This is a genomic window from Microbacterium trichothecenolyticum, assembly GCF_030818955.1.
In the GTDB taxonomy this organism is placed as follows: domain Bacteria; phylum Actinomycetota; class Actinomycetes; order Actinomycetales; family Microbacteriaceae; genus Microbacterium; species Microbacterium trichothecenolyticum_B.
In genome coordinates, this window is record NZ_JAUTBF010000001.1 from 2,110,676 (window position 1) to 2,129,199 (window position 18,524).

Sequence of the window (18,524 nt, forward strand, 5' to 3'; positions counted from 1 at the left end):
GTCATCGTGCACTCCAGTTACGGAGGAGTTCCGCAGCACCGGCGACAGCCGCATCGAAGGCAGCTGGATCCTGCTGGGCGCGAGCCAGCACGTAGCCGCCCTGGACCGTGGCGACCACCATCGACGCGAGTTGATGTGCATCTGTGCCGGTAGGAAATTCATGTTCTTCCACGCCTCGGCTGATCACCCTGGCGATGGTGGCGACCACCCACTGCAGAGTCTCCGCAACCGGATGGAGAAGCTCCGGTGTCGCCAGCACGTCCGCGTCGTAGGTCATGCGTCCCATGCGACATCCGCGCAAGGAATCGCGCTGACGCTCTAGGTAGGCGATCACCCGCTCCGACGATGAACCCTCGCTCGCCAGCAGCACGTCCACGTCGGCGCGCATCACCGCTGCGCTCTGCTCGAGAGCCGCCGTCGCGAGGTCCTGCTTCCCTGCGAAGTGGTGGTACATGCTGCCTTGCCCGGCGCCGGCGCGTTGCAGGATGTCCTTCGGGCTGGTCGCCGCGTAGCCGCGTTCCCACAGAAGCTCATGCGTCGCTTCCACAAGCCGAGTACGTGTATCCACACCCATAGTGTGGATACCAGTAGTTACAGGTTGTCGATCAAGCTCTCGGTCAGTACAACTGGCCGCAGTGACTCGTCGAACCCCTGACCTTCGTTGAAGCCGCCCGCAGCACCCTCGTCATCGGCATCACCTGACCTGACACAGACCGCAGCGAAAACGACGACACGAAGCGAGGCTGCTCACAGAAGGGCGCTTAGCGCAGCTGCGGATGGGAGTCTCACGAGACGATCCCCAAACGAACACCCCAGGGCCGGTGAAAGCGGCGCCCACAGTGCACATAGTTCAGCAGGCTTGGCCTCGATCGCGGCACCGTCCTTGGGGCATTCGATCGCTCATCCCTAGCCAGCGTGGAGGTCGCGACGAGTCTCCCGTCTGAGCACCATCCCCCGAGGGGGGAAAACTTTACCCGAGAAGAGGGAGCGGAAATTTCGATGATCGCGTTGGCTTACGAATGGAAATTGGCACTGCAACTGGTAGGAGAATCACATGAGACTAGTTACTCGTTCCGCACTCGCTTCGGCACTGATAGTGGGACTTCTCGCGACAGGTCTTCCGGCTTCGGCCAGCACAACTACGACCACTCTGCCCCTGGCACGGGATGTCGTGGGCGCCGTCTTACCCCAAGCAGAAGATTCACAGGGCGAAGCGGAAGCGGCAGATGCGGTACCCACCGAGGAATACACCGTGAGCATCGGCGACGCAGTCTATGACGACAGGGATACTGGGATGATGCTGTCCGCGCCAGGATGTAATGCAGGAGATCCTGAATCTAAGCGGGTTACGAACTGGCAACGCCGCAACCCCAACGGAGTCGCCAAGCTGGTGTGCGGAAACTCTCAGTTTGGCTGGCGCCACATTGCCGGAAGACACGGCCAGGACTACCAAAACATCGTTACCAAATACCGGTTGGGTCGTTCTTGGGACGACTTCGCCAAATGGGCGATGTCCACCACGGTAGGTGCGCCGCAGGCGGCCCCGGTTCGGAACAACAACACCTGGGGGTACACCGCACCAATCCAGATCAAGAACAAACAGGGCCAGGTCGTGCGCACCTATTCGATGCTCGTATCTGTTTCGCGCAGCGATGAGAAAATCATCACCGCCTTCCCCCGATGAGTCACTCCGGATAAGGGGTCAAGTCGAGGCGTATCCCCTTTAATAACCCGCCCGGCTCATCCACTGGAAAATGAGCCGGGCGGGTTGTCGATGAGAAATGTAAGCTGCGTGTGTGGCTGGCCTGAGACTGCTGCGAGCTGTCAGCGTCAGCTTCGGACTGCTGTTTCCCAGTACATCAAGGCAACGTCGTGGCCAGGTAACGCCTCTTTCACCTTCCTGTGCAGCAGCTCCCCCTCCGCTCGGTGAAAAGCGGCCGTCTCCTCATCGGGCCAGCCATGCTCCCAGCTGAACTTGGCATTGAAGCGTGCAGCCCACGCGCGTACCGCGACCGCCAGATCCGTAGGAAGCGAAGGGTCACCGTCAGCGCACAAGCCGGGGTCCTCTTCGCCCCCCCAGAACGGCCAGTCCACCGAATAGTCGTTCATCAAGCGATATCGCATTACGGCACGATATCGGGAAAAATTAAGAATTTCCACGGAGTTCGGATGGAACGAGTGGCTCGTGACATGAGCAAAGCCAAACTTCGCCTTCGTCTCTGAAGCGCCCTGTGAAGCGCCCTGAGTTTGTTGGAGGCTCCTGACCTTGGAAACGAGGATGGAGTTATGCCGAGAGAACAGGCGATCGGGAAACCGACGACGCGTCGCTACTCGCCCGAGGAGAAGGCCGCCGCGGTGCGGATGGTCAGGACCTTGCGGGCGGAGTTGGGCACCGAGCACGGGACGGTGCAGCGGGTTGCATCGCAGCTCGGATACGGCGTCGACTCGGTGCGGACTTGGGTGAAGCAGGCCGATATCGATGACGGCGTCGCGCCCGGGGTGAGCAGCAGTGAAGCGGCTCGGGTGCGGGAGCTGGAGCAGGAGGTCCGGGAGTTGCGTCGCGCTAATGAGATTCTCAAGCGTGCGGCGAGTTTCTTCGGGGCGGAGCTCGACCGCCAACACCAGAAGTAGTTGCGTTCGTCGACGCCAACAGAGACGACGTCGTCGAGGGTCGCCCGCTCGGAGTCGAGCCCATCTGCGCACTGCTGCAGGTGGCTCCGAGCACGTACTACGCCGCCCGTAATCGGTCGCCGTCGGCCCGCGCGGTCAGCGACGCGGTTGTGATGCCGGAGTTGGTGAGTCTGTGGACGGCGAACTACTGCGTCTACGGGGTCCGCAAGCTCTGGAAGACGGCTCGCCGCGCCGGGCTTGAGATCGGCCGGGACCAGACCGGGCGGTTGATGGGTGCCGCCAGCATTCAGGGCACCAAACGGTCGAAGCGGGTCAAGACCACCCGCCCGGATCCGATGGCAGCGCGGCATCCGGACCTGGTGCAGCGGCAGTTCACCGCGACCGCGCCAAATCGGCTCTGGGTGACAGATCTCACGTTCGTGCCCACCTGGGCGGGCGTGGCGTACGTGTGCTTCATCGTCGACGCGTTCTCCCGCATGATCGTGGGCTGGCGGGTCGCGTCGCACATGCGCACCGAGATGGTCCTCGACGCGATCGAGATGGCCCGCTGGTCCCGCGGCGCCCGCCACGATGACCTGCGGTGTCACAGCGATGCGGGCAGTCAATTCACGTCGATCCGCTACGGCGAACGGCTCGCGGAGATCGGCGCGACCCCGTCGATTGGGACCGTTGGCGACAGCTATGACAACGCGCTAGCTGTACCCGGTCAGCACGTTGGTGACATTCGGATAGGGAGAAGGCCTCCACGATTGGTGGTGTCTAACGTCACCGAAGTGGAGGCCTTCTCTTGGTCCACCGTAATGCGCGGCTCACGGTCGCGGGTCGTCTGATTCTCGTGCGCCGGGTTCTCGGCGGACGTCCCGTCTCGCACGTTGCCAAGGAGATGGGCGTCTCGCGCCAGTGCGCTCATCGCTGGCTGGCCCGTTACCGCGCTGCGGGCGAAGCAGGGCTGTCCGATCGGTCTTCGCGTCCGGTGTCGTCTCCGACGGCGACTGCCGCCGCGACAGCAGCCGCCGTCGTTGAGCTGCGCTCGCGTGAGCGGCTCGGGCGCGACAACATCGCCCGCGCTTGCGGGACCAGTCCGCGCACCGTTTCCCGGCTGATCGCGAAGTCGAAGCCGTACCTCACTCACCGCCAGGTCGCCACGCTCGCCGCGTCTTCCGCTCACCCGGAGCTCGTGACGTTCCTGGCGTACACGGGCCTCAGATGGGGTGAGGCGACCGCCCTGCGGGTTCGGCACATCGACACGCTTCGGCGCCGCGTGAGCGTCGAAGAGAACGCGGTGATGGTCGGGACGGTGATCCACGTAGGCACGCCGAAGACGCACGAGACGCGCTCGGTCCCCTACCCGGCCTTCCTGGCTCTGTCGATCGCGAAGCTCTGCGAGGGCAAGGGCCGCGATGATCTGCTCTTCGGTGACGGTCGACTGCACATGCGACTGCCGAACAGCCGCGACGGATGGTTCGCGGCGGCCGTGCGTCGCGTGCTCGACAACGAGGAGCGAGCTGCAGCCGAGGCGAAAGCTCGAGGCGAGGATGAGCCAGCGCGGATGCCGCGCGTCACCCCGCACGACCTCCGGCACACGGCCGCTTCCCTCGCGATCAGCTCGGGCGCGAACGTGAAGGCCGTGCAGCGGATGCTGGGCCACGCGTCCGCGAGCATGACGCTCGACACCTACGCCGACCTCTTCGACGACGATCTGGACGGTGTTGCCACGGCGCTCGACAAGGCGCGGCGCTCGGCAGGTGTTGCCGAAATGTTGCCACGGACACCCGCGACCTCGTGACGAAGGCCCCGGCTTCCGCGTCATTCCGCGGGAGTCGGGGCCTTCGTGGTGGCGGTGACGGTGGGATTTGAACCCACGGTAGGGGGTTACCCTACACAACTTTTCGAGAGTTGCACCTTCGGCCGCTCGGACACGTCACCGCCGACCAGCTTACGACAGATCGAGGGATGCCGCGAATCCGGCCCCGCGCCACCTCGACGGCATCCATTCGTCCACCGTCGAATCACCCCACTGGAAGCCGCCGGAGGCCGCTGCCAGGATCGAGCCATGAGCGTGATCGAGAACTCCAAGCTGACGGTCGTGGGCGCGGGAAGCGTGGGCGCGAGCGTGGCATACGCGGCCCTCATCCGGGGATCGGCGCGGCACGTCGCCCTCTACGACATCGCCGAGGCGAAGGTCGAGGCCGAGGTGCTCGACCTCGCCCACGGCACGCAGTTCACGGGCTCGAGCGACATCGCCGGCGGCCGCGACGTCGCCGTTGCCGAGGGATCTCACGTCGTCGTGATCACCGCGGGCGCGAAGCAGAACCCCGGTCAGACACGGACCGAGCTCGCCGCGACGAACGCCCGCATCATCCGCGACATGATGCCGAAGCTGCTCGAGGTCGCCCCGAACGCGGTCTACGTCATCGTCACCAACCCGTGCGACGTGCTGACCGTGCTCGCGCGGGAGGCCACCGGCCTGCCGACGCGCCGGATCTTCGCCTCCGGCACCGTGCTCGACACCTCCCGCCTGCGCTGGAAGCTCGCCCAACGCGCAGGGGTCGCCACCTCGAGCGTGCACGCGTGGATCGTCGGCGAGCACGGCGACACCGAGTTCCCCCTGTGGTCGACCGCGACGATCGGCTCGGTCCCGATCACCGAGTTCGAGCTCCCCGACGGCAGCTTCTTCACCACGGAGGAACTGGATGCCATCGCCGTCGAAGTCCGCGACGCCGCGTACAAGGTGATCAAGGGCAAGGGCGCGACGAACCACGCGATCGGCCTCTCGAGTGCGCGCATCGTCGAGGCGATCCTCCGCGACGAGCGGACCATCCTCCCCGTCAGCACCGTGCTCGACGACTTCCACGGCATCAGCGGCATGGCTCTGTCGGTCCCCTCGCTCGTGAGCGCCAAGGGGGCGGTCCCGCTGGCCGGCACCCCGTTCTCCGACGACGAGCTGACGCTGCTGCGCCGTTCCGCCGATGCGCTGACCACGGTGGCGGACTCGCTGCGCGGGTGACGCGCCGGTAGCATCCCCGCCATGAGCGATCTCGAGGAACGCTTCGCCGACGCCGTCGCCGCGATCGGCCGCGTCTTGAAGACCCACGGTTTCCGCAAGAAACGCTACGTCTGGACCCGTGTCGGCGACGGGGTCGTTCATGAGGTCGACTTGCAGCGCAGCCACGGCAACAGCCCCGACAGCGTGCGCTTCTACGTCAACGCGTCGGCGTACGTGGCAGCCTTCGCCCGCGCGATCGGCGACCGGGTGCCCGAGAACCTCGCCTCGGCGACCGCGCAGTACTCGACGCGTTTCGAGACGATCAGCGAGTGGCCCACCGATCGGGTCGACATGGAACGAGACGCCGAGGCTGTGAGCTCCGCCCTTCCCTCCGCGATCGAGCAGGTGGTGACGCACCTCGACGGGATCACCGACGAGGCGTCTCTCGCGCGGACTCTCTTCGACAGCGGAAGCTTCCTCGACGACGACCTCTTCGCCTGGTTCTGCGCGACCGGGCGCCTCGCCGACGCTCGCGCCCAGTTCGCCGCCGCCCGCGAGCGCTTCGGGACGCAGGATCGCTGGCCGCGCCTCGCGGCGAACTTCGACGAGACCGCGCAGAAGTACGGCGTCGCACTGTCCTGACGTCGGCCCCTTCCGGATGCCGTGACCCCGGCGCCGACGATGTCGGGGGCCCCGCGTAGCCTGATGCCATGGCATCCCGACGTCCCACCGCAGCCCCCGCGCCCTACCGGTGCACCGAGTGCGGATGGACGACGCTGAAGTGGGTGGGCCGCTGCGGGGAGTGCCAGTCGTGGGGCACGGTGGTCGAGGCGGCGGAGCAGACGGGCATCGTCCGTCGGCCGGCTACGACCCTGCCACCACTCTTCGATCCGCGTACCGTCAGCGGGAGCTCGACACCGCCGACGACGCACCGGCAGTGCTGCACCACCAGATCGAAGCCACGCTCGACCGGCGCCGTACCGCCGACGAGCGTCAGCCGCAGGCGGCCGAACCACCGCCGGTTCCCGAGTGGATCACTGACCCCCATGTTCTCGCCAGCGCGACCCTGCCCGACGAGTGGCGGACACACCTACAGGAACGCTATGACCGCCTCGCTGAGCTCCTCACCAAGCGCGGTGAAGCAGTCGCAGCCGAGCAACCAGCGTGGGCGGCTCAGCTGGGGCGCGTCCCCGACGATGAGGATCGGCGCCGCGCGTGGGTATTGGGGCCCCGACCAGCCAGGTGCGCCCACGCAGACCCGTGGCCCCCGTCTCTAGCGTGCTGGGCGGCCCGGGAGTGTCCGTGACCGAACGTAGTGTGGGGGAGTGCCGCTCGACTCCTACCGCGCCTTCATCGACGAGTCGTCAGCGGTCCGGTCCAGCACCCGCCAGGAGTATCTGATCGGCGCAGGTTTCATCCCCTTCGAGGCGTGCGATGAGATCCGGGAGCAGCTTCGCTGCCTTGCTCTGCCAGGTCAGGTGAAGTTGCACTGGACCGATGAGAGCGAGCCGCATCGCCGCAACATCGTCGAACGAATCTCCGCGCTGGCCCCGATGACCAGGGTCGTCACTCACCGCAGCGAACGGGTGAAGAAGAACGAGCGGTGCCGACGCAACTGCCTCGAAGCGCTGTATCACGACATGGCCGGCATGGAAGTGTTCGATCTTCTGCTCGAGGACCGTTCTCCCAGTCAGAACAGCCGGGATGGTGAACGCATCGTGGCCCTGCAAGGCCAAGGCCTCGACAGCCGCGTCCGGATCGCCCACCGGCGAGGTGGTGACGAGCCACTGTTGTGGATTGCCGATGTTCTTCTGGGGGCGATCAACGCGGCGGCGCTCGGCCAGCCGGCGCACCTGGAGACGCTGCAGGAGACCGTGGTGCTTCGCCGCCGCACGGTGGATTCGTTGGAGTCCTGAAAAGCGAAGGGCTCCAGATCCAGTCGTCCGGCTGGGGTTCTGGAGCCGCGAGAGTCAGCAGCGCTATGAGTACGGTAGGGCGTAACGCCGTCCCGGGTGCAACCGGCCTTCGTGCGTCGATGCCCGATCTCACTCGAACTGAGATCGGGCATCGAACTTTTCCCTGCTGCACCTAAACGGAGTCGACTGATGAACTCTCCGCGACTGTCTAATCCAGGCGAATCACCGCGCCATGGCCGTAACGTCCCGGCGCGATCGCGAACGCGAATCGATCGCCGGGCATAAGCGATTTCAGCATCGTCCGGGGTCCCCTGTTACACGGGATGCGTTGCCCCGTCCCAGAATAGCCAGACCCGCTCAGAGCTCGTCGAGGAGTCGCACGATGAACGCGGCGAAGGAGTCGGCGTACGCGACCGGCACGGCACCGTCACCATCGAGACGATCCACATGCACCATGGGAGTCTCCCCCACCCGGGTACACCCGTAAGCCGAGATCGGAAGCGAACGCTTCGTCGTCGTCCTGCGCATAGAAGACGAAATACCGCGGGTCGGCGCCGCCGAGGCGGATCCGGTAGCGGACGTCGGTGTCGGCGTCGGCGTCGATCTCCGCGGGCACGAGCGAGAACATCTCACCCACCCTGATCCGCGTGTCGTTCATGACGCGCAGCCAGTGTCAATAACTCGGGGGAACCGAATGCGGAGTTCGTCCTCCGCCGCGGCGAGCCTTCCAGACAGGCGTCCGTCACGACCAACCACCTTCTCCCTGTGCGCCCGCATCCGGCAAGTCGCAGTCCATCGATCCGAATCTCCGGGGGAGATCGACAACCTCGTCTACTGGAATTCTCTCACCTGGTCGGTATCCGCCCGACGGTTAGCGCGGTAAGAGGCGCGCCGCGGCCTCGTCGACGATGACGACTACGTCGGGATGGAGCCGAAGGAAGGACGCAGGGCAGGATGCGTCGATCGGGCCGACCACCGCACGGGCCACGGCACCCGCCTTCCCCTCGCCCACAGCCAGGGCGACGATCCGCCGGGCCTCCAGGATCGTCGCTATGCCCTGGGTGACCGCCCACCGCGGCACAGATTCGGCCATCTCGAAGAAACGCGCATTATCGCGACGGGTGCGTTCGTCGAGCTCTACCACGCGTGTGCGGGAGTCGCGTGCGGAGCCGGGTTCGTTGAAGGCGAGGTGTCCGTTGCCCCCCAACCCCACAATCTGCACGTCGACACCGCCCGCCTCGCGGATGTCGGCCTCGAAGCTGGCGCACTCCGCGTCGAGGTCGGCGGCTCGGCCGTCGGGAACCCTGATGCGCCCGGCATCAAGCCCCCATGATTCCGTCACTTGGCGTCGCAGTGTGGCCGCGAAGCTGCGCGGGTCTGCAGGGTCGATACCGACGTACTCGTCAAGCGCGAACGCGCGCAGGCGGGAGGCATCAAATCGGCCGTCCGCACACGCCTGAGCGAGTAAGCGATAGAGCCCCTCGGGGCTCGACCCGGTCGCCACCCCAAGCACCGGACGCTCGAGCCGGGAGAGGGGATCGGCGACGGCGGTGAACGCGTACGCGGCGACCGCTTCGGAGTCGGGAACTATACTCAGGTGAAAATGGATACTCATTATGTTGAGTATAATGAGTAACTGCGAATGTTCCGTTCTTATTCCAGGGCGCAAACGGGACTATGTTTGTCGCCGAGCGTCGATGATCGACGTCGCATTGCGGAGGGACCTCATGCCGCTTTCACCGGACCACGGAGACGACGAGCCAGAGGGCAGCCGCCCGGGGCGGGTGCTGCGCTACCAGCACGTGTACGACCTCGTCGTCGATTTGATTCGCGACCGTGATCTCAAGCCGGGCAGTCAGCTGCCCAGTACCGCCGAACTGGCCAATATGGCCGGGGTGAGTATCATCTCCGTTCGGCGCGCTTTAGATGAGTTGACCCGGCATGGCCGGATTGTGCGCCACCAGGGCGTCGGCACCTTCGTGGCCTCGCCTCGAATCGTGAGCGAGCCCTCTCGGCCCGGAGGGCTGCTGCAGACCCTTCGAGGCCTGGGAGACCACGTTGAGCTGCAAACCGAACTGGTCCGCCTGATCGTGGGGCTGCCCAGCGAGCAGCAGGCCGCCGCGCTGGGCATAGAGACCGGCTCCCCGGTGTGGGAGGTCGCGCGGCTGCGTCGTCTCGGATCGCAGCCGAAGGTCTACGAAACCGCCGTCCTGCCAATCTCGCTCATCTCCTCCCTTGACCAGGAGTACCTCGCCGCCGGCGGATCGCTCTACGAATTGCTTGCCGAACGGCATGGGTTCCGCGACGACCTCGTGGAGCAGGCGTTCGAGGTTGACGAGCCCACCGCCGTCGAGCGTCAGTACCTTCAACTGCCGGGTACCGCTGACGTCGTGCGCATCCGGGGCGTCAGCCTGAACGCCGACGGCGTCGCGTTCGACAGCTTCCAGCAGACATATCCTGCGAAGGAATTCACCTTCTACGTCTCCGGAACCTCCCGCCAACGACTCATCGAGCCGTCGCGGGAGGCCGAGTGGGATGTCCGGCCCCTCGGGCGGTGATCGCGACGGCAGCGATCACCGCAGCAGTGATGCGCACCGAAGTGGCGGGTCTCACGCTCGTCGACGGCGCGGGTCGGGACTAGGCACCGTCTCGATGAGGTGGCGGGTGTAGGGCGAGGCGGGAGAGTTCACGACATCCCACGCGTCTGCCTGCTCGACGACGCGCCCTTCCCTCATCACAACGATGCGGTCGGCATACGCCGCCGCCGTCGACAGGTCATGGGTAATCATGAGGATCCCCATCCGATGCTCGCGGCGGAGGCGATCTAGCAGGGCGAGCACGCCCGTGCGCACCGACACATCAAGCATCGACACCGGCTCGTCGGCCAGCAGCAGGCGCGGCCGAAGGACAATGCTCGCAGCGATCGCTACGCGCTGGCGCTGCCCGCCGGAGAGTTCATGCGGGAAACGTCGCGCCACGACATCCGGGTCGAGGCCCACCTCCCGCAGCGCCTCGTCTACACGCCGTCGCCGGTCGCTGGCGGACGAGGCGATGCGGTGGATACGCAGCGGCTCGGCGACGATGTCGGCGATGCGGTCGCGGGAGTCCAACGCCTCATAAGGGTCCTGATAGATGAGCTGGATGTCGCGCCGCAACGCACGCCAGGTGCGCGCGCCCGCCGCCGATACCTCCTGGCCGCGGAAACGGATGGAACCCTCGGCCACCCTCTGCAAGCCAATGAGTGTCTGCAGGAGGGTGGTCTTCCCGCATCCGGACTGCCCGACCAGTGCCACCAGCTCGCCCTCGCGCACGTCGAGGCCAACGCGGTCGACAGCGGCGCGGCGCGGCGCGTTCGACGCCGTCTCGGTGAGGTCGCGCGAGACATCGTCGGCGGCGACCGAACGGGTCGCGATCATCTCGGTCACTGTCTCGGGGGTGAAGGTCTCGGTGCCGGCGAAGTCGATCGCGCCGGGCGCGCTAAAGGAGCGTCGGCGGCGCCCGCCGTAGACGACAGTGACATCACGGACGCTCAACAGAGTGGTGCCGTCGGCAGCAGGGGTGCGGCGAGGCATCGCTGCCAGGTCGGGCGTCGCTTCGAAGAGCTCCCGCGTGTAGGTGTGAGCGGGAGCGAGGTAGAGGTCCTCAACCCGACCCTCCTCGATTATGCGACCGTCGCGCATAACAGCGGCTCGCGTGCACGCTTGGGCGACGACGCCGAGATCGTGAGTGACCAGGAGCAGGCCGAGCTGCAGCTCTTCGGACAGCTTCACGAGCAGACGCAAGATCTGGTCCTGCACCACCACATCTAGCGCTGTGGTCGGCTCGTCGGCCAAAAGCACTTTCGGTTCGCAGCACAGTGCCATGGCGATGACGACGCGCTGTTTCATCCCGCCGGAGAGCTGGTGGGGATACCTGTCCTCGGTGCCGGCCGGCAGGCCGACCTGGGCGAGTAGTTCGCGAGTGCGGGCCCGAGCGGCTTCGCCGATGGCGACGCCGTGGGCAGCCAGCGTCTCGCGGATCTGCCATCCGACGGTGTGCACCGGGTTCATGGCGCTCATCGCCCCCTGGAACACCATTGCGATGTCGCTCCAGCGATGAGGCCGGATGCCGCGCTCACCTGCTGACAGGAGGTTCGGTCCGTTCGCCTCGAGCGTGACCGCGCCAGCGACGGTTGCGCTGGCAGGGAGCAGTCCCATGGCCGCGAGGATCGTCGTCGTCTTGCCACTGCCGGACTCGCCAACGAGACCGACCCGCTCGCCAGGCGCAACATCAAGGTCGATGCCCTGCAGGGCATGGAAGGCTTGGGCACGTCTGTCATCGCGAGCGTCAAACCACACGTTGAGGTCGCGGATGCGCAGTGCTGTCGGCGACGCTGCGACCGGACCGATGCGGGTGTTCACGACTGCGTCCCTTCTCTCGGAGACATTGCAGCTTGCTCGCTCTGGGGGCCCGGCGCGCGGAAGCGCCACGATCGCAACGCCAGGTGCGACGAGCGCAACCGCGGGTTGAGTGCGTCCTCGAGGGCGTTGCCCATGAGGTAGCAGCCGGTGATCAGCACCGCGACGGCCACCCCGGCCGGGACGATGGCCCACCAGGCTCCGGTGCTAATGGCGTTGCGCTGGAAAGCGTGCTGCATGATGGTCCCCCACGTGATCGCGGTCGGATCGGACAGGCCCAGGAACGCGAGCGCCGTCTCGTTGAAGATGGCGACGGTGATGGCGATGACAGAGGTGGCAACCAGCAGCGGTCCCAGCTGCGGGAGCACGTGGTGCAGCACCACGTGTCCGGCGTTGGCACCTGTTGCTTCGGCGCGGCGCACGTAGGCGCGCTGACGCAGCGCCGCCACCTGCGCGCGCACGATGCGTGCGGCGCTGGTCCACATCAGTAGTCCGATCACGAGGATGACGTGCACGAGGCTCGAGCCCCACACCGCCGCGATGACAATCATGAGCACGATCTGCGGAATGACGATGAAGTAGTCGGTGATGCGCATGAGGAAGGTGTCAACCCAGCCTCCGGCGTAGCCCGCGACGATGCCCACCAGCGTCCCAACCGCAACAGCGATAGCGGCCGCGCTGAATCCGGCGATCATCGAGATCCGACCGCCGATCAGTACAAGGCTCAGCACGTCGATCCCCCCATCGTCACAGCCGAGCGGATGCTGCGGCGACGGCGGCGCATAGACACCACAACTGGGCTCGTTGGTGCTGTAGGGGGAGAGCACGTCGGCGCAGACGGCCAAGAGCATGAAAATCGCCACAGTCACGCAGCCAAGGATGGCGGGGACGGAACGCAGGGCACGCGCCATGTGCATCCAGGCGGAGTCATGAAGGGTGCCGGCCGTGGGACTGGCGGCGCTCATCGGGAGACCCGGGGGTCGAGACGGAAGTACAGCAGGTCGGCGATGTAGTTCACGAGAACGACCGTGATTGTGATCACCAGGAACCCTCCTTGCAGCATGGGGAAGTCGCGTTGCAGGACCGCGTCGTACAAGGCACGGCCGACGCCGGGCCACGAGAAGATCACCTCGACCAGGATGGAGCCGCTCACAATGGAGCCAAGAGAGAGGGCGATCTGGGTCACGGTGGGCAGCGACGCGTTGCGGAACGCGTGCGAGCGGATAATGCGCCCGCGGCGGAGCCCCTTGGCACGCGCGGTGAATATGTAGTCCTCGCCGAGGGTTTCCAGCATCGCCGAACGGACGATGAGCACCGTCTCGGCGGTCAGAGTGAGTGTCAGGGTCACCACCGGCAGGATCATGTGGCGCGCGACGTCGAGAAATTGTTCCCATGGTGAGAGGATCGCCGCGAACGGGTCGCTCATTCCGGCGGAAGGCAAGATGCCCGCGAACAGGATGAGCAGCACGATCCCGAGGAACTGCGTGGAGAAGGCGTAGAAGACCACGGACGTGTTGGTGAGGATGTGGTCGCCGACCGTACCCCGGCGCACCGCGGAAAAAACCCCGATGAGGGTTCCGAGAACGATCGACATCAGCACGCCGGTGGTGACCATGGGGATGGTGTTCCCAAAAGCCTCCAGAAGGTTGTCGACGACCGGCTGACGATTTGCGAACGAGATGCCCATGTTCCCGTGCGCCAGCTGCTGTAAGTAGCGCACGTACTGCTCCCACAGCGGCAGATCGAGACCAAACTGACGTTCGAGAGCCTGCACCATCTCGGGCGACGCGTTCGGCACCCGTGACAGCCGGGTCGCGGCATCGCCGGGCAGGACACGGAAGAGAACGAAGTTCAGCGTGAGGGCGAGGAACACCGTGACGACCGCGAATAGCGTTCGCCTCCAGATGTAGCCCCTCATGCGCTCTCCTCTCGACGGAACGACCGTTGCTCACTTGACCGCGGTGGTCGAGGTCATCATACTAAGCACACTAAGAATAACTAGTTCCAATATTCGTCGACGACCCCTGAGCTGTTGGAGCATGTCATGAAGATGTCCCGCAAGATCTCCGCCTCGTGCGGCGTTGCCGCACTGACCCTGGCAATGCTGACCGCATGTGCCGCCTCATCGGGCGGAAACACTCTTCGGATCGGCGCGACTGCGACCATCGACTCGCTGAACCCGTTCGTGTCGAGCTCTGATTACAGCAATGTGGTCTATCAATATGTCTACCCGCATCTGACCGAGTACGACACCGCAGATATGAGCCTGCAACCCTCATTTGCGAGCTCGTGGACGGAGTCCGACGACAAGCTGACCTGGACCTTCACCACGATCCCGGACGCGAAGTGGTCGGACGGCGAGGCGCTCACCGCGGAAGATGCCGCGTTCACGATGTCAATGGTGTTGGAGTATCAGGATTCCGCCACGGGTCAGCTCGCAGGCTTCCTCACCCATCTCGCCTCGGCGGACGCACCGTCGCCCGACACCCTTGTCCTCACCTACAACGAGCCAGCGTCCAACGTGCTCGCCCAAATGCAGCAGTTTCCCATCCTCCCCGAGCACGTTTGGAAGTCCCTCGCCACAGGGGACGGCGCGGAGATCGCGTCCTTCGCAAACGGCGCACCGATGGTCTCGGGCGGCCCCTTCCTCCTCAATAAATACGAGAAGGATCAGTTCGCGCTTTTCGACCGCAACCCCAACTGGTGGGGACAGACAAAGCCCCAGATCGACGGGTTCGGGTTCCAGTTCTTCGCGAACGACGACGCGATGGTCACGGCTTTAAAGACGGGCCAGGTCGACATGATCGGCGCCACCACGCCGGCGACCGCGGTGCAGTCGCTCAAGGATGCCGGAATGGTCGTGCAGACCGCCCCCAGCGTGGGCTTCTACGACCTGATCATCAACACCACTGCTGGCAAGACGAGGAACCGCGAATTGCTCGATCCTCGCGTCCGCGAAGCACTTGAATATGCCACCGACCGCGCATCCATGGTCGACACCGCCTGGCTCGGCTTCGCCACGCCCGGCTCCACCATCGTTGCCCCGGCGTCGGGATGGCACGACGACTCGATCAGCGGACTGCCGTTCGACCTTGACAAGGCCAACGCGATCCTCGACGAACTGGGATATGCCAAAGGCTCGGACGGCATTCGCAACGCCGACGGTCACCGCATGGCGTACGACCTGATCTTTCCCACAGAGGTCAACGGGGCTGGCGACCGCATGTTCCAGGTGATGCAGACGGGCTTCGCCAAGGCGGGCATTGAGATCACGATGCGCAAGATGGATACCGATTCGGCCACCGCAGCGATCCGCGGCGCAGACGGCTCCTACGCCGACTATGACCTGGCGATGTGGCTGTGGGCACCGCCGGTCGACCCCAACTTCGTACTTAGCGTGCTCACCTGCGATCAGCGGGGCAACAACTCCGACAGTGGCTACTGCAACGCAGATTACGACGCGCTCTTTGCGCAGCAGGCGGCCGCCCCCGACCGGGCGGCGCGGCAGGAGATCATCGACCGGATGCAGCAGGTAGCGTTCGACGAGCGCCCCTACATCGTGCTGCTCTACCAGGACGTCATCGAAGCGCACTCCCCCCAGTGGACGGGATTCACGATGTCGCCCCTGGTGGGCTCGGTGAATAACCTCTCGATGAAAACCCTGCTTTCGGTGCACCGCGCATCATGAGGCACTCCCCGAGGTCGATCGGGGTGGGCGAAGCAGTCGGCCTCCTCGGGGACAACACCACCGTCGTCGTCCCGGTGCGACGGGATACCGACACGGTGCGTCTTGACCCGGCAGCAACCCGTGCCCTCGACGCGTTCCCCGAGGACGTGCGCATCGCTGTTCGATCAATCATGCTCGCGCTGGCTCCGCGCCTGAACGAGGAGATCGCGGTGACGGTGCCGGTGTGCGGTCCTCGCCCGGTCTGGTGGCTCGCGCTATGCGTCCTGGATGACGCGCTGCCGCGGGCTGAGGCGCTCTTCGCTGCCGCGCTCGCCTCCGGCCACCTGGTCGAGTCGGGACGAATGCTGTCGCTTCTTGCGTGCGCCGCGGCATCCGCCCCTGAGGAGGAGGTCGTTGCCGCGGGCCACGCCATTGGCCGCTGGCGGTGGACGAGCGACGACGACGAACCCGTCGAGGTGACGCTGATTGGCGAGACGGACGCCTCGACGGCGTGGGCACTGGAGCGTGCGCGGATCATCGCGACAGAGGCCGATGCAGTGCGCAGGCTGGTCGAGACGCCGCCGAACGCTCTCACGCCTCGCGGACTGGCCGAGCACCTCGCTCGACGGATCGCCGGGAGAGACGAATCGCGGCTGACGGCGGAGATCTGGGACTCCGATGAGTTGCGGCGACGCGGATTTGGCGCCACGCTCGCCGTCGGCGAGGCGAGCGCGCAGGAGCCGTGTGCACTCGTCCTGCGCCTCGACGGCGATGGGCCGCTGTGGGGTTTGGCTGGCAAGGGGATTACCTTCGACAGCGGCGGGCTGAACCTCAAGCGCGACCCTGCTGAGATCGCCTGGATGAAGTCAGACATGGCCGCCGCGGCATCCGTCGCCAGCGCGATGATGGCGGCCGCCGATCTCGGACCCGGACGGCCGGCCCTGGCGGTGCTGCCCCTGGCGGAGAACGCCGTCGGTCCCCAGGGTCTGCGACCGGGGGACGTGGTCACGCACCCGAACGGCCGTCTCACCGAGGTGGTGGACACCGACTCGGAGGGTCGACTAGTGCTCGCCGATGCGTTGGCGTGGCTCGTGCGGGCGGACGTCAAAGAATTGGTCGACGTGGGGACGCTCTCCGACTCGGGCGACGTGGGGACATCATTCTGGGGATGCTGGAGCACAAGCGATGCGCTCGCCCAGACGCTTGTGGACGCCGGGTACCGGGTGGGCGAACCCGGCTGGCGCTTGCCGCTTCATCCGGGATACCGCAGGCTGCTCAGTTCGCGCGTCGCCGACAGTGCCAACGCGCCTACCGGCATCCCCGATTCGGGTCAGCTGGCGGCGACCTTCCTGCGTCCCTTCGCGATGGACGTGCCGTGGGCTCACATCGACAACGGCTCGGGAGCGTACCTCGTAGTCGATGCCGATCCGTGGCCGGCGGGCCCGACCGCAGTCCCGCTGCGGACGCTCATCGAAATTCTGCGTCCGCACTTTCGCTGATCCCGGTTGATACTTAGTATACTAAGAATACTCAGCTCTATCGAAGGAACAGTATGAATGGCCAGCCCAGGTTCGACGAGCGTTTCGCTTCCCGCACCCCTCGCACCCGCGCACTCTTCGAGCGCGCCAAAAAGACCATCCCCGGCGGAGCGGGTAGCACCGCTCGCCTCCCCCGCAACGGCTGGAAGCCATACCCGCTATTCGTCGCCGAGGGCGAGGGCTCGCGACTGCGCGACGTCGATGGAAACGAGTACATCGATTACCTCCTGGGCCTCGGACCGATGATTCTTGGCCACCGCAACCCCGTCATCACACGGGCAGTCTCTGACGCTGTCGCCAACCTCGGCACCTGTTTCGGCCTGCCCTACGAACTCGAGATCGAGGCCGCGGAGAAAGTCGTGGCGGCCGTCCCCGGAATCGACCAGGTGCGCTTCACCAATTCCGGCTCGGAGGCAGTCGGCACGGCGGTGCGCCTGGCTCGCGCGACGACAGGCCGGCGGCTCATCGTGCGGTTCGAAGGGCACTACCACGGCTGGCAGGACACTGTGTACTGGTCGAACCACGTCGACCCCGCACTCGCCGGCCCGATCGAGAACCCCCGGCCGGTTGCGATGGGCGGCGGCGTCCCCACTGAGCTTGAGGACACCCTCGTGGTGCTCAACTGGAACGATCCCGAAGCCCTCATCGCCCTCATGGAGAGCCGCGGCCACGAGATCGCCGCCGTTCTCACTGAGCCCGCCGTTTTCAACACCGGGTGCATCCTCCCCGAACCGGGCTACCTCGAGCTGTTGCGCGAGCAGACCACGAAGTACGGCGCGATGCTCATCTTCGACGAGGTGATCACCGGCTTTCGATTCGCCCGCGGCGGCGCGCAGGAGTGGTTCGGCATCACCGCTGACCTGGTCACCTATGCCAAGGGCCTCGGAGGCGGTTTCCCCGTTGCAGCCGTCGCCGGTACGCGTGAAGCTATGCGACTCATCGCCGACGGCACCTATTCCCACTCCGGCACGTACAACGCCAACGTGGTGCAGTGCGCGGCCGTGTCGGCCACAATGGATTTGCTCGCCGAACCTGGCTTGTACGAGCGCCAGCGCGCGCTCGGCGACCGCCTGGCGACCGGCCTAGAGACCATCGCCCGCGACAGGGGCGTCGCCGCTCACGTGACAGGCATCGGCACTGTGTTCCAGCTATGGTTCGCCGACCAGAAGATTCGCAACTGGCGTGACGCCGCCGCGTACGCTCGAGAGGACGTGTTCACCCGCTGGTACGAAGAAATGGTTTTGCGCGGGGTGCTCTTCCACCCCCTGCAGTTCGAAAACCTCTTCATATCTCTGGTGCACACTGACGCCGACATCGACGCGACGCTGAACGCTGCCGACGATGCCATGAGCGTCATCGCTCGCGAGTTCTAAGCCGTCAGCAGAAAGG

At 65.7% G+C, this 18,524-nt stretch carries 16 protein-coding genes, 1 tRNA gene and 2 pseudogenes; 11 read left to right on the forward strand and 8 right to left on the reverse strand.

Annotation, left to right across the window (positions count from 1 at the left end):
* Nucleotide 1 precedes the first annotated feature (1 nt).
* Nucleotides 2-574, reverse strand: coding sequence for a TetR/AcrR family transcriptional regulator (locus QE412_RS10095; protein ID WP_307483034.1), 573 nt, complete (start codon nt 572-574; stop codon nt 2-4).
* 678 nt (nt 575-1,252) lie between these two features.
* Between QE412_RS10095 and QE412_RS10100 the strand changes: the two genes are divergently transcribed.
* Nucleotides 1,253-1,684 carry a hypothetical protein gene (locus tag QE412_RS10100; protein ID WP_307483036.1) on the forward strand — a complete coding sequence of 144 codons (432 nt, stop codon included), beginning with the start codon at nt 1,253-1,255 and terminating at the stop codon, nt 1,682-1,684.
* Nucleotides 1,685-1,830: 146 nt separating this feature from the next.
* Here the strand turns inward: QE412_RS10100 and QE412_RS10105 are convergent, their stop codons facing one another.
* Nucleotides 1,831-2,124 (reverse strand): hypothetical protein, encoded by a 294-nt coding sequence (locus tag QE412_RS10105; protein WP_307483038.1) that lies wholly within the window; start codon nt 2,122-2,124, stop codon nt 1,831-1,833.
* A gap of 162 nt (nt 2,125-2,286) precedes the next feature.
* Between QE412_RS10105 and QE412_RS10110 the strand changes: the two are divergent.
* Nucleotides 2,287-3,329: pseudogene (locus QE412_RS10110) on the forward strand (IS3 family transposase); the annotation flags it as partial.
* An 89-nt stretch (nt 3,330-3,418) separates the two neighbouring features.
* On the forward strand, nt 3,419-4,417 hold the full coding sequence (locus tag QE412_RS10115) for a tyrosine-type recombinase/integrase (RefSeq protein WP_307483040.1): 999 nt from the start codon (nt 3,419-3,421) through the stop codon (nt 4,415-4,417).
* 49 nt (nt 4,418-4,466) lie between these two features.
* Here the strand turns inward: QE412_RS10115 and QE412_RS10120 are convergent.
* A tRNA-Ser gene (locus QE412_RS10120) sits at nt 4,467-4,557 on the reverse strand.
* Nucleotides 4,558-4,684: 127 nt separating this feature from the next.
* Between QE412_RS10120 and QE412_RS10125 the strand changes: the two genes are divergently transcribed.
* The 4 genes and pseudogenes from QE412_RS10125 to QE412_RS10140 all read left to right on the forward strand — a co-directional run bounded on the left by QE412_RS10125 (nt 4,685) and on the right by QE412_RS10140 (nt 7,533).
* Nucleotides 4,685-5,638, forward strand: coding sequence for an L-lactate dehydrogenase (locus QE412_RS10125; protein WP_307483043.1), 954 nt, complete (start codon nt 4,685-4,687; stop codon nt 5,636-5,638).
* 21 nt (nt 5,639-5,659) lie between these two features.
* On the forward strand, nt 5,660-6,259 hold the full coding sequence (locus QE412_RS10130) for a DUF4304 domain-containing protein (RefSeq protein ID WP_307483046.1): 600 nt from the start codon (nt 5,660-5,662) through the stop codon (nt 6,257-6,259).
* A 68-nt stretch (nt 6,260-6,327) separates the two neighbouring features.
* A pseudogene (locus tag QE412_RS10135) lies at nt 6,328-6,471 on the forward strand (DNA repair protein RadA); the annotation flags it as partial.
* A gap of 471 nt (nt 6,472-6,942) precedes the next feature.
* A complete protein-coding gene (locus tag QE412_RS10140; protein WP_307483049.1) occupies nt 6,943-7,533 on the forward strand; it encodes a hypothetical protein in 591 nt (196 codons plus the stop codon).
* A 427-nt stretch (nt 7,534-7,960) separates the two neighbouring features.
* On the opposite strand, the gene QE412_RS10145 is transcribed toward QE412_RS10140, so the two are convergent.
* Nucleotides 7,961-8,191 (reverse strand): hypothetical protein, encoded by a 231-nt coding sequence (locus QE412_RS10145; RefSeq protein WP_307483052.1) that lies wholly within the window; start codon nt 8,189-8,191, stop codon nt 7,961-7,963.
* Between the two features lie 213 nt (nt 8,192-8,404).
* Nucleotides 8,405-9,148, reverse strand: a complete 744-nt coding sequence (locus QE412_RS10150) for a glucosamine-6-phosphate deaminase (protein ID WP_307483054.1) — start codon at nt 9,146-9,148, stop codon at nt 8,405-8,407.
* An 82-nt stretch (nt 9,149-9,230) separates the two neighbouring features.
* Here QE412_RS10150 and QE412_RS10155 point away from each other — a divergent pair, with 82 nt between their 5' ends.
* Nucleotides 9,231-10,091, forward strand: a complete 861-nt coding sequence (locus QE412_RS10155) for a GntR family transcriptional regulator (protein WP_307483058.1) — start codon at nt 9,231-9,233, stop codon at nt 10,089-10,091.
* A gap of 51 nt (nt 10,092-10,142) precedes the next feature.
* On the opposite strand, the gene nikE is transcribed toward QE412_RS10155, so the two are convergent.
* Genes nikE through QE412_RS10170 form a run of 3 tightly spaced genes read right to left on the reverse strand, consistent with a single transcriptional unit; the run spans nt 10,143 to nt 13,848 of the window.
* A complete protein-coding gene (gene nikE, locus QE412_RS10160) occupies nt 10,143-11,933 on the reverse strand; it encodes a nickel ABC transporter ATP-binding protein NikE (RefSeq protein ID WP_307483061.1) in 1,791 nt (596 codons plus the stop codon).
* Nucleotides 11,930-12,841: an ABC transporter permease gene (locus tag QE412_RS10165; RefSeq protein ID WP_307483063.1), complete on the reverse strand. Its 912-nt coding sequence runs from the start codon at nt 12,839-12,841 to the stop codon at nt 11,930-11,932. The genes nikE and QE412_RS10165 overlap by 4 nt, the downstream gene beginning before the upstream one ends.
* Nucleotides 12,842-12,891: 50 nt before the next feature.
* Nucleotides 12,892-13,848: an ABC transporter permease gene (locus QE412_RS10170; RefSeq protein WP_307483066.1), complete on the reverse strand. Its 957-nt coding sequence runs from the start codon at nt 13,846-13,848 to the stop codon at nt 12,892-12,894.
* Between the two features lie 126 nt (nt 13,849-13,974).
* On the opposite strand from QE412_RS10170, the gene QE412_RS10175 reads away from it, so the two are divergent.
* The 3 genes from QE412_RS10175 to QE412_RS10185 are packed head-to-tail and all read left to right on the forward strand — an operon-like array spanning nt 13,975 to nt 18,508.
* The gene (locus tag QE412_RS10175; protein WP_307483068.1) at nt 13,975-15,618 is read left to right on the forward strand and encodes an ABC transporter substrate-binding protein; all 1,644 of its coding nucleotides are present in this window, start codon (nt 13,975-13,977) and stop codon (nt 15,616-15,618) included.
* Nucleotides 15,619-15,641: 23 nt separating this feature from the next.
* Entirely contained in the window at nt 15,642-17,096 is a 1,455-nt protein-coding gene (locus QE412_RS10180) for a M17 family metallopeptidase (protein WP_307483070.1), read from the forward strand.
* Between the two features lie 53 nt (nt 17,097-17,149).
* Nucleotides 17,150-18,508 carry an aspartate aminotransferase family protein gene (locus QE412_RS10185; RefSeq protein WP_307483072.1) on the forward strand — a complete coding sequence of 453 codons (1,359 nt, stop codon included), beginning with the start codon at nt 17,150-17,152 and terminating at the stop codon, nt 18,506-18,508.
* The last annotated feature ends 16 nt before the right edge of the window (nt 18,509-18,524 follow it).

Bases quoted from the DNA above. Each gene is read 5' to 3' on its own strand.
- QE412_RS10095 (WP_307483034.1), bottom strand. From the start codon at position 574: ATGGGTGTGGATACACGTACTCGGCTTGTGGAAGCGACGCATGAGCTT.
- QE412_RS10105 (WP_307483038.1), bottom strand. From the start codon at position 2,124: ATGCGATATCGCTTGATGAACGACTATTCGGTGGACTGGCCGTTCTGG.
- QE412_RS10125 (WP_307483043.1), top strand. From the start codon at position 4,685: ATGAGCGTGATCGAGAACTCCAAGCTGACGGTCGTGGGCGCGGGAAGC.
- QE412_RS10130 (WP_307483046.1), top strand. From the start codon at position 5,660: ATGAGCGATCTCGAGGAACGCTTCGCCGACGCCGTCGCCGCGATCGGC.
- QE412_RS10145 (WP_307483052.1), bottom strand. From the start codon at position 8,191: ATGAACGACACGCGGATCAGGGTGGGTGAGATGTTCTCGCTCGTGCCC.
- QE412_RS10150 (WP_307483054.1), bottom strand. From the start codon at position 9,148: ATGAGTATCCATTTTCACCTGAGTATAGTTCCCGACTCCGAAGCGGTC.
- QE412_RS10155 (WP_307483058.1), top strand. From the start codon at position 9,231: ATGATCGACGTCGCATTGCGGAGGGACCTCATGCCGCTTTCACCGGAC.
- QE412_RS10165 (WP_307483063.1), bottom strand. From the start codon at position 12,841: ATGGCGCGTGCCCTGCGTTCCGTCCCCGCCATCCTTGGCTGCGTGACT.
- QE412_RS10170 (WP_307483066.1), bottom strand. From the start codon at position 13,848: ATGAGGGGCTACATCTGGAGGCGAACGCTATTCGCGGTCGTCACGGTG.
- QE412_RS10175 (WP_307483068.1), top strand. From the start codon at position 13,975: ATGAAGATGTCCCGCAAGATCTCCGCCTCGTGCGGCGTTGCCGCACTG.
- QE412_RS10185 (WP_307483072.1), top strand. From the start codon at position 17,150: ATGAATGGCCAGCCCAGGTTCGACGAGCGTTTCGCTTCCCGCACCCCT.